A 12,840-nucleotide genomic window follows, 5' to 3' on the forward strand; every position below is an offset into this window, starting at 1 on the left:
TGCCGTCTGAAAATGTTTGCGCCTGTTGAATCAACGTTTCATCTTGTGAAAGACGATGGGCTGCTCCGGTGCGCGCGTGAGCTGTTTGGGCAGGGTCAGCATGGCGATGATCCATACGGAGAGTGTGTAGTAGAACACGCCTTGCCCGCGCATACCGGCCAATGCGGCATTGCCTAAGATGGCTTCAAAAATCAATCCTGCCGCCGCCGAGGCACACGCTGCGACCCCGGCAAGGAAGATGGCGTAACGCGAATGCCGGCGCATCATTTTTTTATACGCCAGCTTGGTCAGTCCGCCGGCAATCGGCAGGTTGAGGAAGGCAAACATGCCGCAGACGAACCATGCAACGGAGTCCTGCCAACCGCTTTGCCATGCCCATGTGCCGTCTTTGACCGTTATCAGCAGGCCTTGGCCGTCTGAAAAGGCGATTTGCACGATATTGTGCAATATCATCGCCAGCGGCAGGGTGAGGAACATCAGTGCGACCAATAGGGGGCGGTAGGGTTTTTCTTGTGTCAGATACATGGCGGTTTGCCTTGTTGTGGGATAAGTCGAAATGATAGCAGATTGGCGGTTGATTCACGTTTGTTAGCGCTGAAATTGCTGACAAAAACGGTCAATTAAAAAAGAAATGAAAAATTCTTTTTTCTTAGCAAACGTTGGCGGATAAAGGTTAAGAAAACGTTTTCAGACGGCCTAATCTCTTATTTTTATATGAACCGAACAGAAAATCTTTGCATTTCTCCGTAAAATCTACTAAATTCTCAATAACATATTATAAAGACCTGAAATCTGGAACCCAAACCGAAACTGCCTCCCGCCATTTACGCTCGGAAACTCAGCAGGCAACAAAAGTTTCACACACAACAAAAATACAAAATAATTCCTATGAAATCAGTTGTTTATAATGATAGATAACCACAAGGCAAACCATGCCTGACTTTAGTAGGAGTAAAACCATGGCTGAAGCAACCGATGTCGTATTAGTAGGCGGCGGCATTATGAGCGCCACTTTGGGCGTATTGCTCAAAGAACTCGAACCATCTTGGGAAATCACCCTGATCGAACGCTTGGAAGATGTAGCGTTGGAATCATCAAATGCATGGAATAATGCCGGTACGGGACACTCTGCGCTGTGTGAATTGAACTATGCGCCCCTGACTGCCGACGGCACGATCGATCCGACCCGTGCCCTCAATATTGCCGAACAATTCCATATCAGCCGCCAATTTTGGGCGACTTTGGTCGAAGAAGGCAAACTGACCGACCGCACTTTCATCAATTCCGTTCCCCATATGTCGCTGGTGATGAACGCCGACCATTGCAGTTATCTGCAAAAACGTTTCGACGTGTTCAAAAACCAAAAACTCTTTGAAAAAATGGAGTTTTCTACCGACCGCGCCAAAATTGCCGAATGGGCGCCGCTGGTTGTCAACGGCCGTGATGAAAACCAATCCATTGCCGCCAACTACTCCGCCGAAGGCACAGACGTCGATTTCGGCAGCCTGACCCGCCAGATGGTCAAATACTTGAGCGACAAAGGCGTAAAAATCAAATTCAACCGTCATGTCGACGACCTCAACCGCGAATCGGACGGCGCATGGGTGCTGAAAACCAGCAGCACCAAAGACGATGACGACCCGTTGACACTCCGCACCCGTTTCGTCTTCCTCGGCGCAGGCGGCGGCGCACTGACCCTGCTGCAAAAATCCGGTATCCCCGAAGGCAAAGGCTACGGCGGCTTCCCTGTTTCCGGCCTCTTCTTCCGCAACAGCAATCCCGAAACGGCCGCGCAACACAACGCCAAAGTGTACGGCCAAGCCTCCGTCGGCGCGCCCCCTATGTCCGTTCCGCATTTGGATACCCGCAACGTGGACGGCCAACGCCATTTGATGTTCGGCCCGTATGCAGGCTTCCGTCCCAACTTCCTCAAACAAGGCTCGCTCATGGATTTGCCGATGTCTATCCACATGGACAACCTCTATCCTATGCTCCGCGCCGGTTGGGCTAATATGCCGCTGACCAAATACCTCTTGGGTGAATTGCGTAAAACCAAAGAAGAACGCTTCACTTCGCTCTTAGAGTATTATCCGGAAGCCAATCCTGACGATTGGGAACTGATTACCGCCGGTCAACGCGTACAAATCATTAAAAAAGACCCGAAAAAAGGCGGTGTACTCCAATTCGGTACCGAAATCGTCGCCCATGCCGACGGCTCGCTGGCCGCATTGCTGGGCGCGTCCCCAGGTGCATCAACCGCCGTACCTTTGATGATTAAGCTGATCAACCAATGCTTCCCAGGTCATGCCGAATCATGGTCAGGCCGTCTGAAAGAATTGGTGCCCGGCTACGGTATCAAGCTGAACGACAATCCGACTTTGGCGGACGAAATCATTAGCTACAACGCGACCGTTTTGGGCATTCATCACTAAATTGAAGCAGACACAAAGGCGGGCATTCTTGCCCGCCTTTTTTCAAACCATTAAAATAACGGCATTCAGGCCGTCTGAAATCTAATCTGCAACAGCATGTTGTACGATTCAAACCCGAAAATCAGCCCCAATAGAAAAACGCCATGACCGATATTCTCAACAAAATCCTTGCCACCAAAGCAGAAGAAGTAGCCGCCCAAAAAGCCGCCGTTTCCTTGGAAGACATCAAAGCCCAAGCGCAGGCTGCTGCGCCGGTTCGCAGCTTTATCGGCTCGATCCGTGAAAAACACGCGCAGAATCTGCCAGCCATTATTGCCGAAGTCAAAAAAGCCAGCCCGAGCAAAGGCCTGATCCGTCCTGATTTTCATCCTGCTGAAATCGCCGCTGCCTATGAAAAAGCCGGAGCGGCCTGCTTGTCCGTGTTGACGGACGAACCTTACTTCCAAGGCTCGCCCGAGTATTTGAAACAGGCGCGTGCGGCCGTGGCGCTGCCGGTCTTGCGTAAAGACTTTATCATCGACGAATACCAAATCTATCAGGCGCGCGCGTGGGGTGCAGATGCAGTTCTTCTGATTGCCGCCGCATTGGAAGCCGAGCAGCTTGAGCGTTTTGAAGCCGTCGCCCACGAATTGGGCATGACTGTCTTGTTGGAGTTGCACGATGCGTCCGAGCTGGAAAAATGCCGCAACATGACCACAGCGCTGTGGGGCGTCAACAACCGCAACCTGCGTACGTTTGAAGTGACCCTGCAACAAACCCTCGACCTCTTGCCTGAATTAAACGGCAAAACCGTTGTAACTGAAAGCGGCATCCGCAACAAAGAAGACGTCGATTTCATGCGCAGCCACGGCGTGCATACTTTCCTGATCGGCGAAACCTTTATGCGAGCCGAAGATATTGAAGCCGAAGTCAAAAAACTGTTCTAAACCTAAAAAACATCAGGCCGTCTGAATTTTCAGACGGCCTGAATCCATTGGAGACGAGAAAAAATGTTTACTGTACAGCGCATTTACGCCTATCAACCCGATTCTAAACAAACCGCCGTCTTTATCGACCGCCTCTATCCGCGCGGCGTCCATAAAGAAGTTTTCGCTACGGCGCTCTGGCTGAAAGACATTACGCCCAGTGCAAACCTGCGCCGCTGGTATCACGAAAATCCGGCTGAGAATTTTGACAGTTTTGTCAGCCGTTATCATGAAGAGCTGCAAGGCGATGCCGAGCAGGCCGCCATCAAGCAGCTGCTGGATTTGGAAAAACAGCACGGCAATATTTTATTGCTGACCGCCGTCAAAGACCCTCGACATTCCCACGTCTCCGCACTGGCTCAATTTTTGGGCACAACGTTTGAATATCGCGATTAAAAAATCAGTGTTTGGGCTGAATACAAAAAGGCCGTCTGAAATCAAGGTTTCAGACGGCCTGCTATTTTCAAATCAAGAAGGATAACGGTGTGCCACCAATTTTCCGTCTATGTATTCGCCGATATAGACTTGTGAGGCTTCAAGGTGGAGGCGGTCGAGTTCCTGTTGCAGCCATTCTTCATCACGCTTAATGATTTCGAGGATGTCGGGGTCAACTTGGCCGTCTGTAATCAGCGGATAGCGCAGGCTTTCGTCGCCGTACTTAATGACGGCGAGCTGGCCGTTTTGTTCCATCACGGCACGTTTGACGGCAGAGATTTCGTAGATGCCGGCGGCGCGGAGTTTGAACATGAGGTCGTGTGCGCTGATGCCGTTTTTCATGCATTCATCGGTTTGGATTTTGCCGTTGACGATAACCCAGACGGATTTGCCGTCAATGATGGATTTGACCCAGCGGTTGTGGTTTTTGATGAATTTCAGGCTCAAGACCAACAGCGTCCACAAAATCAGCACGAGGAAAAATTGCAACAGGCCGACGCTGTCGCTGTAAATCACGCCGCCGATGATGCCGCCGAGTACATAGTTTTGCACTTGGTCCATGGCGGAGGTCGGCGCGAGGTTGCCTTTACCTAAGAGGTTGATTTGCAAAATCAAACCTAAAATACCCATCAGTAGTTTGAGGGCGAGCAGGGAGTATGCTTCCATGTGTGTGTATCCTGTTATTCTTTATCGATGAGTTCGATATTGTTGTTGACCAAATTGATGGGCGTCAGCGTGTAGGCGGAGAAGTCTTGATTGAAATGGACTTCGTAGTATTGGTTTTTGATGCCGATAATCATGCCGTTGAACAGGCGCGTGCTGTTGACGATGATGTCTTGTTTTTCAACTTTTTGGTTTTCAATCAAGGCATTGAGAAAACCCACCATGCGCGAAGTATCGGCGGCAAAGTTTTGACGCTCGCTGTATGAAAGATATTGCGTGCCGCAGATGAGGATGAGCAACAACAGCGCAATAATGCTCAGGTCGCGGTATTTGGTGTCCATGCGGTGGCGCAGGTATTGCGATACGGCGAGCAGGAGGATGACGAGGGCGGCGAAAATCAGGATATATTTCAAGTAGTCGTGGAAATACATATGATTTTCAAGATAAAAGTGAGAAAAGAATTTCATGGTATTTGATAAATTTGGGAAGGGTAATAAGGCCGTCTGAAACTTACATTTCAGACGGCCTTGTCTATTAAACAAGGATGTTGCGTTAAGTTTTCAAAATAGGGTGTTTTTAAAGCGGTATCAGTTGATAAATCCGTCGTCTTTCATTTTCTTTTCGGATATGTATTTAATTGTACATTCATACACATATATATTTTTGATAGGTATTGGGTAGTATCACGGCAAGATCTTCCAGTGTCCAATTTCTATTGGACTGAAAGGTGGGAGAGTTTAATTCTTGCTGTTCGATTTTTTGCCACTCTGTGTTGGCTTTTGGGGCGAATTCTTTGGTAGTTTTTTCGAATGCGCGAATACCGATGCGGTTTCTCTTGCTGTATATTCTGCCTGCCAAGTAACGTTGTTCAGGAAACTCATGCTCATGCCCCTTCAAGTTACCACTGCAATAGTTTTGAGTAGCTTCAGTATCAGCCAGCCGATCGGCATCATGTAAAACAGCAAGATAGTGGCTTTTACCTTGCAAAATCAGCCAAGCTGCAAAGCCATAAGTATTGTATTTATGCTTACCACCGTACACCAAAGATAGCGCAGACCAAATTAATCTATTGGGACTGGCAATGATTGTGCATTCGTACATCTTAAAGAAATAATCGAAATATAATAAATCCTCATCTGGTAAAGATTCCAATAACCGATTCAAGTTTTGGTTGAATTCCCCAATATTGCGAGATTCAGGACGTGCTTGATCAATGATGTTCCAAAAATCGTTGATTGTCATGGCTCCAATCTTCCGAATAATCCGAGACAGGCATAGACGCCGAGTTTAAACACGTTCTTTTTCCAAAATGACGACGTAGGCTTCACGCACGAAAAACAGCAGCATGCGGCGCTGGTCTTTTTCCATGGTAACAACCTTCCAGCCTTGTGAGGCGTGGCTGTTGAGGAAATCGCTGAATTTGACCGGATTGATTTTGGCACTGCCGAAAATCAAGCTGGAAAGCAGGTTCTCTTGATAAATGACGGCTTTATATTCTTTCATTTTATTCCTTTAAAATAAGGGGGCCTTAAAGCCCCCCATGATTCTACTCTTTATTGTTCAACTGCGGCAATACGGAACCTTCGCCCAAGGACAACAAACCGCTTTGCGAGTAAATACCCAGTTTGGAGCGGGTGTCGGTGATGTCGAGGTTGCGCATGGTCAGTTGGCCGATGCGGTCGAGCGGGGTGAACGCGGCGTCTTCGACTTTTTCCATGCTCAGGCGTTCGGGTTGGTAGGTCAGGTTAGGCGATTCGGTGTTCAGAATCGAATAGTCGTTGCCGCGGCGCAATTCGAGGGTAACTTCGCCGGTGATGGCTTTGGCAACCCAGCGTTGGGCGGTTTCGCGCAACATGAGGGCTTGGCTGTCAAACCAACGGCCTTGGTAGAGCAGGCGGCCGAGGCGCAGGCCGTTGATGCGGTATTGTTCGATGGTGTCTTCGTTGTGGATGCCGGTCACCAAACGTTCGTAAGCGATGTGGAACAATGCCATGCCCGGGGCTTCGTAGATGCCGCGCGATTTGGCCTCGATGATGCGGTTTTCGATTTGGTCGCTCATGCCCAAGCCGTGGCGGCCGCCGATGCGGTTGGCTTCGAGGAAGAGTTCGACAGGATCGGCGTATTCTTTGCCGTTCAATGCAACCGGCACGCCTTCTTCAAAGCGCACGCTGACTTCTTCGGGTTTGACTTCGACGTTTTCGTCCCAGAAGGCAACGCCCATGATGGGCTTGACGATTTTGATGCCGCTGTTGAGGAATTCCAAATCTTTGGCTTCATGCGTCGCGCCGAGCATATTGGAGTCGGTAGAGTAGGCTTTTTCAACCGACATTTTGTAGTTGAAGCCGTTGGCAATCAGAAATTCGCTCATTTCGTGGCGACCGCCGAGTTCGTCGATAAATTGTTGGTCGAGCCAAGGTTTGTAGATTTTCAGCGCGGGATTGGTCAAGAGGCCGTAGCGGTAGAAACGCTCGATGTCGTTGCCTTTGTAGGTGCTGCCGTCGCCCCAGATATTCACATCGTCTTCTTTCATGGCGGAAACGAGCATGGTGCCGGTCACGGCGCGGCCCAAAGGCGTGGTGTTGAAGTAGGCGATGCCGCCGGTGGAAACGTGGAACGCGCCGCATTGGATGGCAGCGATGCCTTCGTGTGCCAGTTGTGCGCGGCAATCAATCAGGCGGGCGTTTTCTGCGCCGTATTCCATCGCTTTTTTAGGAATGGCGTTGTAATCGTCTTCGTCAGGTTGGCCGAGGTTGGCGGTGTAGGCATAAGGCAGCGCGCCTTTGAGTTTCATCCACAATAGCGCGGCAGAGGTATCAAGACCGCCGGAGAAGGCGATGCCGACTTTTTGACCGATGGGGAGATTTTGTAAAATGGTATGGTTTTGGCTCATTGGGATTCCTCCAGACTTGAAAAGTTGAAACCATTATCTTATAAATGGAATACATTGTCAGCAATTAGGCCGTCTGAATGTTCGGAGGGCCGTATTAAAGAAACCTCATCATGAACGCTTTTAACCTCATTATCATCGGCGATGAAATCTTGCACGGCAGCCGTCAAGACAAGCACTTCGCCTTTTTTAAATCTTTATTGGAATCGCACGGGCTGAAGCTCAATCAGGTGCAATACCTGCCCGACGAACCCGATTTGTTGGTCAAACAACTGCGCCGCAGTTTTTCAGACGGCCTGCCGACTTTCGTTACCGGCGGTATTGGTTCTACGCCTGACGACCACACGCGCCAAGCCGCAGCGGCTGCTTTGGATTTGCCCGTCGTCCGCCATCCTGAAGCCGCCAAGTTTATCGAAGGCGTGACCCGGAAACGCGGCGAGCCGCTCGATTCGCCGGAACACGCCCAACGCCTGAAAATGGCAGATTTTCCCGAAGGCGCGGAATTGGTGCCCAATCCGTTTAACAACATCGCCGGATTTTCCATCCGCGAGCATTATTTCTTCCCCGGTTTCCCCGTGATGGCGCACCCGATGGCGGAGTGGGTATTGGAAACTTATTACGCCGACCGCTTCAACCAAACCGAACGCGGCAGCCGTAGCGTGTATGTGTTCGACCAACCCGAATCGCGCATTACGCCGATTATGGAACATCTTGAGCGTACCTACGCCGGTGTTCGTTCGTACAGTCTGCCCACCGTGGGCCGTACCGATTCAGACGGCCGTTATACTCCGCCGCATATCGAATTCGGCATCAAAGCGGAAGGCGAGGCCTGCCGCTTGTTGGATGCTGCGTGGGAAGATGCGTTGCAGGGTTTGCAGGCGATTGGCGCGACTTTGAAAGAAACGGTGGAATAATGCACTTATCCCCAGCCCAATCCAGACGCGCACTGACTTTTGTCTCTTTGCTGTTTTTGCCGCCGACCCTCATCATCGGCATTTGGCTGGCGCAATATGGCGGCTTTGCTTTTGAGCCGCCGCTGATGCACGCCGTCCATGCCCACGCAGGAACATGGTTTGACCCGATTGCCACCGTGTTGCACTATCTGGGCAAAACCGCGATTGCCGTGCCGCTGATCGGTGCAGTCGCTGCAGCCCTGTATTTTGCCGATAAGAAGCGCGAAGCACTGTTTTGCGTGTTGGCGGCATTGGTGCCGACTTTGAACATGCTGATTGTGAAGGTTTGGTTTGCCCGCGAACGTCCGCTGCTTTGGCCGCGCCTGATTGAAGAGAGCAATTTTTCCTTCCCCAGCGGCCACAGTACGTTTTCCGCCGCCATTGCCGTCATGCTGATATTGCTTTGCCGCCGCACGCGCTACCGCCGCGCCGCTTGGATAGGCGGTATTTCCTTTGCCCTGTTGACCGGGTTTTCGCGCATTTATTTGGGCGTGCATTATCCCACCGACGTTTGGGCAGGCTGGACCAACGGCACGCTGACTGCCTTGTTGGTGTATATGCTCATCTTCAGGCCGTCTGAAAAATAGAAGAAACGAATTATGAATACACGTTCACCCAACACGCCTTATTGGCTCAGAAACGGCCATGCCGACACTCTATTTGCCAAGTTGCTGCAAGGCAAGGCGCCCGACTACCGCCGCGAGCTTCTGCCCGACAGTACCGGCAAAACCCAAGTTGCCTACGATTTTGTCGACAGTGCCGACCCCGATGCGCCGTTGGTGGTTTTGTTCCACGGACTGGAAGGCAGCAGCGAGAGCCATTACGCGGTCGAGTTGATGAAAGCCGTACAGCAGCGCGGTTGGAACGGCGTGGTTGCCCATTTCCGCAGTTGCGGCGGCATAGAAAACACCGCGCCCGTGTTCTACCACCTAGGCGATACGCCCGAAATCGCCTTTATGCTCAACACGCTGGCACAACGCTATTCAACCATCTATGCCGTCGGCGTTTCTTTGGGGGGCAATGCCCTGGCCAAATATTTGGGCGAGCAGGGCAGCAATGCCGTTCCGCGCTCTTCTGCCGTCGTTTCCGCACCGGTTGATGCGGTAGCGGCAGGTACGCGTTTTGATCAGGGCATGACGCGCTTGATTTACACGCGCTATTTTTTAAATTCGCTGTTGCCGAAAGCCCAGGCGATTCCCCGGTTTCAGGCGGCCTTAAGCCAGCAAAACTGCAAAACGCTTGGCGATTTTGACGACCGCTTTACCGCGCCGTTACACGGTTTTGCCGACCGCCACGATTACTACCGCCGCAATTCTTGCAAACCGTTTCTGAAAGGCGTGGAGACGCCGCTGCTGCTGCTCAATGCCGTCAATGACCCTTTCCTGCCGCCGGAAGCCCTGCCGACCGGGCGGGACGTGTCCTCGGCCGTTACGCTGCTGCAACCGGCATACGGCGGTCATGTCGGCTTCGTTAGCCGCGATCGGGGCCGTCTGAATCTGCAATGGCTGCCGCAAACGGTGTTGGACTATTTCAAGCAGTATCAGCCGTAAATGAAAAAGGACATGTATGCGACATACCCTTAGAGTGTAGAAAGTAAAAAGGCCGTCTGAAAACAAGTTTCAGACGGCCTTTTGAATGGCTTGATTATTTTCCTTTGTTGTCGGCTTTGGCTTCTTTTTTCAGAGAAGCGTACAACTCAGGGTCGCGGTTTTTCAGCAAGGACGCAACGGCCAAGTCGTCACGGTTTACTTTAGCCAAATCGACGCGCTCGATGTGTACCAAACGCAGCAATTCGCGTACAGGTTTAGGCATATTGCGGCCGGATTCGTAACGGGAACCACCGGATTGAGTCACACCGATGCGGCTCCAGAAGTCCATTTGGTTCAGGCCGAGTTTTTTACGGATATCACGGATGTTTTCAATTTTTTCGAACGATTTCATGAATCTTCCTTATTGTGGTATTTGTTGCATGCCTCTAGGCATAAAAATGGGTCTGCAAGAATGCCGGCATCCCTTTTCCTGTAGGCTTTTGGGGTGATATGTGGGCGTATTGCAAATGACTGATCTAGATAATTAGACAGTATATTCGAAAGAAGTTTGCCGCTGTTTGCCATAATTTGTGTAAATATTTCTTAATTCATTATTTCGTATAATTTTTGGCATATAAATCATTAAATTATGCGATTATCTTAAATATGGCGTGGGCAAATTTTTACATAACTAAACAATTCATTATGGGTAAAAACTTAATTTTGAGCTTTTATTCGGTTTGACGGGTCGGGAAAACGGATAAATTTCAGGCCGTCTGAATCTGTATTTTTAGACGGCCTGAAAATTTCTCAAGTTTAAGGCTTGCCGGTGGCAGGGCTGATAGTGAGGATTTCGTAGCCGGTTTCGGTAACCAAGACTTCGTGTTCCCATTGGGCGGAAAGGGAGCGGTCTTTGGTGACCACTGTCCAACCGTCGTTCAGGATGCGCAGGTGGCGTTTGCCTTGGTTGATCATCGGCTCGATGGTAAAAATCATGCCCGGTTTGAGGACGAGGCCCTGACCTTTGCGGCCGTAGTGGACCACTTGCGGCGCTTCGTGGAAACCGCGGCCGATGCCGTGGCCGCAGAATTCTTGAACTACGGAGTAGCCGGCATTTTCGGCAACCTGTTGGCAGGCATAGCCAACATCGCCGAGGGTGGCGCCGGGTTTGACTGCTTCGATACCCGCCATCATGGAGGCATGGGTCACGTCGATCAGGCGTTGGGCAATTGGGGAGACTTTGCCGACGGTAAACATACGGCTGGAGTCGCCGTGGAAGCCGTCTTTTTTGATGGTCAGGTCGATGTTGACGATGTCGCCTTCTTTCAGCGGCTTGTCATCGGGAATACCGTGGCAGATGACGTGGTTGACGGAGGTGCAGCAGGATTTCGGGTAGGGCGGGTTGCCGTAGTTGAGGGGGGCGGGATAACCGCCTTGGACGTTGACGTGGTAGTCGTAAACGAGTTTGTCGATTTCGTTGGTGGTGACGCCGGGTTTGACGAATTGGCCGATGTAGTCGAGGGCTTCGGCGACCAAGCGGCCGAGTTCGCGCATTTTTTCGATTTCTTCGGGGGTTTTGATGATGACTTTGTCCATGAGGTTTCCTTCTTGTTTCAGACGGCATGGGGGCCGTCTGAACGGGACGGGTGTGCCGTCTGTTTAAAACAGGTTGTCGAGATTGTCTTTATTGCGCGGTTTGGTTTGTGGTTTGGCCTCAGGCTCGGCTTTGGGAGTCGGTTTGGACTCGGGGGCTTTGGCTTTTGCCGGTTTGTTTTCTGCTGCTTGTGCGGCCGGTTTGCTGTCTGCGGCTTTGTTTGCTACCGGCTGGCTGTCTGCTTGAGGTGTGTTTTGAGCGGTAGGGCTGTTGTTGTCGGATTGTGTTTTTTCTGATTTGTCGGTTTCGGCGCGTTTGTTTTCTGTGCGTTTGCCGCGGTGTGCGGCAGGACGGTCGTTTTTTGCACCTTCTTCGGCTTTGTCGCTTTTTTCGGTTTGGGGAACAACCGGGTTGCCGGAAGCAGTTTTTTCGTCGCCTTCTTGGGCGGGTTGGACGGTTTCAGGTTCGACAGTGCCGTTGGGGCGCCAAACTTCAATGCGTGTGTCGGTTTGTTCGGCAGGGCTTTTTTCGGGTACGTCGGTTTTACCGGAGTTTAGGGTGCTGAATACGCCGGCGACGAGGGCTGCGACGGCAATAAAGCTGACAAGGAATAAAGCGCGGATTAGGTGTTTGGGCTTAAGTTGGAAAGGGGTTTTATTATTCTTGGACATGATGGGTCGGGTAATCGTTGGAGGAATGGCCGTCTGAATATTCAGACGGCCCCGGGTTGCCTGTGAATCAGTTGGCAACGTAGTTTTGATAGAGGGTCACGACTTTTTGTACGCCGACGGTCGTGCTGACTTTTTGGGTCACGCGGGCTTGTTCGTCAGGCGTGAGGATGCCCATCACATAGGTCACGTTGCCGTAAGTCACGATTTTGACGCGTGCTTGGGTGGCCGGGCTGAGGCCCAACAGGGTGGCGCGGACCTTGGATGTGCCCCAGGTATCGTTAGTCACATCGCCGAGCGAACGCGCTTGTGAGGCAACGGTGATGTAGTTGTACACGCCTTCTGCGGCTTGTTCGGAACGGGCGATGCGTTCAACAAATTGTTTTTCGCCTTCGGTAGCCACTTGGCCGAGCAGGAGCAGGTGGCGGTTGTAGCCGACAACGTTCAGTTTGGGCTTGTAGCCTTGAACTTGGTTGTTTTGGCGCAGGTAGGAGCGTGCGGTGGTTTCGACGCGCAGTGCCATAACGTTGTCGTCGGTTTGCGCGCCGGTGGTGCGGCGGTCGACGGCGGATTTGGTGCCGACGGCTGCACCGCCGATCAGTGCGCCGACGCAGCCGCTCAGACTCAGGCTCAAGAGGGTCGCGGTCAGAACGGGGAGGGCGTAGCGTTTGATATTCTTCATATCCTTTTCCTTGGGTATGGACGGTTGGGTGT

At 51.5% G+C, this 12,840-nt stretch carries 16 protein-coding genes; 6 read left to right on the forward strand and 10 right to left on the reverse strand.

What is annotated here, in order from left to right:
* Nucleotides 1-30: 30 nt before the first annotated feature.
* Nucleotides 31-525: a hypothetical protein gene (locus HMPREF2696_RS07075; protein WP_070588206.1), complete on the reverse strand. Its 495-nt coding sequence runs from the start codon at nt 523-525 to the stop codon at nt 31-33.
* A gap of 434 nt (nt 526-959) precedes the next feature.
* On the opposite strand from HMPREF2696_RS07075, the gene HMPREF2696_RS07080 reads away from it, so the two are divergent.
* The 3 genes from HMPREF2696_RS07080 (at nt 960) to HMPREF2696_RS07090 (ending at nt 3,793) form a co-directional block, all read left to right on the forward strand.
* Nucleotides 960-2,432: a malate:quinone oxidoreductase gene (locus HMPREF2696_RS07080; RefSeq protein WP_070588207.1), complete on the forward strand. Its 1,473-nt coding sequence runs from the start codon at nt 960-962 to the stop codon at nt 2,430-2,432.
* A 143-nt stretch (nt 2,433-2,575) separates the two neighbouring features.
* Nucleotides 2,576-3,358, forward strand: a complete 783-nt coding sequence (gene trpC, locus HMPREF2696_RS07085) for an indole-3-glycerol phosphate synthase TrpC (RefSeq protein WP_070588209.1) — start codon at nt 2,576-2,578, stop codon at nt 3,356-3,358.
* Nucleotides 3,359-3,421: 63 nt separating this feature from the next.
* On the forward strand, nt 3,422-3,793 hold the full coding sequence (locus tag HMPREF2696_RS07090) for a DUF488 domain-containing protein (protein WP_049336845.1): 372 nt from the start codon (nt 3,422-3,424) through the stop codon (nt 3,791-3,793).
* A 72-nt stretch (nt 3,794-3,865) separates the two neighbouring features.
* Here the strand turns inward: HMPREF2696_RS07090 and HMPREF2696_RS07095 are convergent, their stop codons facing one another.
* The 5 genes from HMPREF2696_RS07095 to argG form a co-directional block, all read right to left on the reverse strand.
* Entirely contained in the window at nt 3,866-4,498 is a 633-nt protein-coding gene (locus HMPREF2696_RS07095) for a DUF421 domain-containing protein (RefSeq protein ID WP_049336846.1), read from the reverse strand.
* Nucleotides 4,499-4,512: 14 nt separating this feature from the next.
* Nucleotides 4,513-4,962 carry a DUF3290 domain-containing protein gene (locus tag HMPREF2696_RS07100; RefSeq protein WP_049336847.1) on the reverse strand — a complete coding sequence of 150 codons (450 nt, stop codon included), beginning with the start codon at nt 4,960-4,962 and terminating at the stop codon, nt 4,513-4,515.
* Between the two features lie 178 nt (nt 4,963-5,140).
* Nucleotides 5,141-5,737: a DUF4240 domain-containing protein gene (locus HMPREF2696_RS07105; RefSeq protein WP_003749374.1), complete on the reverse strand. Its 597-nt coding sequence runs from the start codon at nt 5,735-5,737 to the stop codon at nt 5,141-5,143.
* 45 nt (nt 5,738-5,782) lie between these two features.
* Nucleotides 5,783-5,998, reverse strand: a complete 216-nt coding sequence (locus HMPREF2696_RS07110) for a DUF4177 domain-containing protein (RefSeq protein ID WP_036493650.1) — start codon at nt 5,996-5,998, stop codon at nt 5,783-5,785.
* Nucleotides 5,999-6,041: 43 nt separating this feature from the next.
* Nucleotides 6,042-7,385, reverse strand: a complete 1,344-nt coding sequence (argG, locus tag HMPREF2696_RS07115) for an argininosuccinate synthase (protein WP_070588210.1) — start codon at nt 7,383-7,385, stop codon at nt 6,042-6,044.
* A 110-nt stretch (nt 7,386-7,495) separates the two neighbouring features.
* Between argG and HMPREF2696_RS07120 the strand changes: the two genes are divergently transcribed.
* From HMPREF2696_RS07120 to HMPREF2696_RS07130, 3 genes are read left to right on the forward strand one after another with little or no spacing between them, the layout of a single operon-like run.
* A complete protein-coding gene (locus HMPREF2696_RS07120) occupies nt 7,496-8,296 on the forward strand; it encodes a competence/damage-inducible protein A (RefSeq protein ID WP_070588212.1) in 801 nt (266 codons plus the stop codon).
* Complete coding sequence (locus tag HMPREF2696_RS07125; protein WP_070588213.1) at nt 8,296-8,922, forward strand: phosphatase PAP2 family protein; 627 nt, start codon at nt 8,296-8,298, stop codon at nt 8,920-8,922. The genes HMPREF2696_RS07120 and HMPREF2696_RS07125 overlap by 1 nt, the downstream gene beginning before the upstream one ends.
* Nucleotides 8,923-8,934: 12 nt before the next feature.
* A complete protein-coding gene (locus HMPREF2696_RS07130) occupies nt 8,935-9,885 on the forward strand; it encodes a YheT family hydrolase (protein ID WP_070588215.1) in 951 nt (316 codons plus the stop codon).
* Nucleotides 9,886-9,979: 94 nt separating this feature from the next.
* Here HMPREF2696_RS07130 and HMPREF2696_RS07135 read toward each other — a convergent pair whose 3' ends face one another.
* From HMPREF2696_RS07135 to HMPREF2696_RS07150, 4 genes are all read right to left on the reverse strand, one after another.
* On the reverse strand, nt 9,980-10,276 hold the full coding sequence (locus tag HMPREF2696_RS07135; protein WP_003680641.1) for a helix-turn-helix domain-containing protein: 297 nt from the start codon (nt 10,274-10,276) through the stop codon (nt 9,980-9,982).
* Nucleotides 10,277-10,680: 404 nt separating this feature from the next.
* Nucleotides 10,681-11,460: a type I methionyl aminopeptidase gene (map, locus tag HMPREF2696_RS07140; RefSeq protein WP_036493672.1), complete on the reverse strand. Its 780-nt coding sequence runs from the start codon at nt 11,458-11,460 to the stop codon at nt 10,681-10,683.
* Between the two features lie 63 nt (nt 11,461-11,523).
* Nucleotides 11,524-12,129 (reverse strand): prolipoprotein diacylglyceryl transferase, encoded by a 606-nt coding sequence (locus HMPREF2696_RS07145; RefSeq protein ID WP_070588216.1) that lies wholly within the window; start codon nt 12,127-12,129, stop codon nt 11,524-11,526.
* A gap of 67 nt (nt 12,130-12,196) precedes the next feature.
* Nucleotides 12,197-12,808 (reverse strand): BON domain-containing protein, encoded by a 612-nt coding sequence (locus HMPREF2696_RS07150; protein ID WP_039862284.1) that lies wholly within the window; start codon nt 12,806-12,808, stop codon nt 12,197-12,199.
* Nucleotides 12,809-12,840 lie beyond the last annotated feature (32 nt).

The organism is Neisseria sp. HMSC058F07 (assembly GCF_001810035.1).
GTDB classification, from domain to species: domain Bacteria; phylum Pseudomonadota; class Gammaproteobacteria; order Burkholderiales; family Neisseriaceae; genus Neisseria; species Neisseria perflava.

Bases quoted from the DNA above. Each gene is read 5' to 3' on its own strand.
- HMPREF2696_RS07075 (WP_070588206.1), bottom strand. From the start codon at position 525: ATGTATCTGACACAAGAAAAACCCTACCGCCCCCTATTGGTCGCACTG.
- HMPREF2696_RS07080 (WP_070588207.1), top strand. From the start codon at position 960: ATGGCTGAAGCAACCGATGTCGTATTAGTAGGCGGCGGCATTATGAGC.
- trpC (WP_070588209.1), top strand. From the start codon at position 2,576: ATGACCGATATTCTCAACAAAATCCTTGCCACCAAAGCAGAAGAAGTA.
- HMPREF2696_RS07090 (WP_049336845.1), top strand. From the start codon at position 3,422: ATGTTTACTGTACAGCGCATTTACGCCTATCAACCCGATTCTAAACAA.
- HMPREF2696_RS07095 (WP_049336846.1), bottom strand. From the start codon at position 4,498: ATGGAAGCATACTCCCTGCTCGCCCTCAAACTACTGATGGGTATTTTA.
- HMPREF2696_RS07100 (WP_049336847.1), bottom strand. From the start codon at position 4,962: ATGAAATTCTTTTCTCACTTTTATCTTGAAAATCATATGTATTTCCAC.
- HMPREF2696_RS07105 (WP_003749374.1), bottom strand. From the start codon at position 5,737: ATGACAATCAACGATTTTTGGAACATCATTGATCAAGCACGTCCTGAA.
- HMPREF2696_RS07110 (WP_036493650.1), bottom strand. From the start codon at position 5,998: ATGAAAGAATATAAAGCCGTCATTTATCAAGAGAACCTGCTTTCCAGC.
- argG (WP_070588210.1), bottom strand. From the start codon at position 7,385: ATGAGCCAAAACCATACCATTTTACAAAATCTCCCCATCGGTCAAAAA.
- HMPREF2696_RS07120 (WP_070588212.1), top strand. From the start codon at position 7,496: ATGAACGCTTTTAACCTCATTATCATCGGCGATGAAATCTTGCACGGC.
- HMPREF2696_RS07125 (WP_070588213.1), top strand. From the start codon at position 8,296: ATGCACTTATCCCCAGCCCAATCCAGACGCGCACTGACTTTTGTCTCT.
- HMPREF2696_RS07130 (WP_070588215.1), top strand. From the start codon at position 8,935: ATGAATACACGTTCACCCAACACGCCTTATTGGCTCAGAAACGGCCAT.
- HMPREF2696_RS07135 (WP_003680641.1), bottom strand. From the start codon at position 10,276: ATGAAATCGTTCGAAAAAATTGAAAACATCCGTGATATCCGTAAAAAA.
- map (WP_036493672.1), bottom strand. From the start codon at position 11,460: ATGGACAAAGTCATCATCAAAACCCCCGAAGAAATCGAAAAAATGCGC.
- HMPREF2696_RS07145 (WP_070588216.1), bottom strand. From the start codon at position 12,129: ATGTCCAAGAATAATAAAACCCCTTTCCAACTTAAGCCCAAACACCTA.
- HMPREF2696_RS07150 (WP_039862284.1), bottom strand. From the start codon at position 12,808: ATGAAGAATATCAAACGCTACGCCCTCCCCGTTCTGACCGCGACCCTC.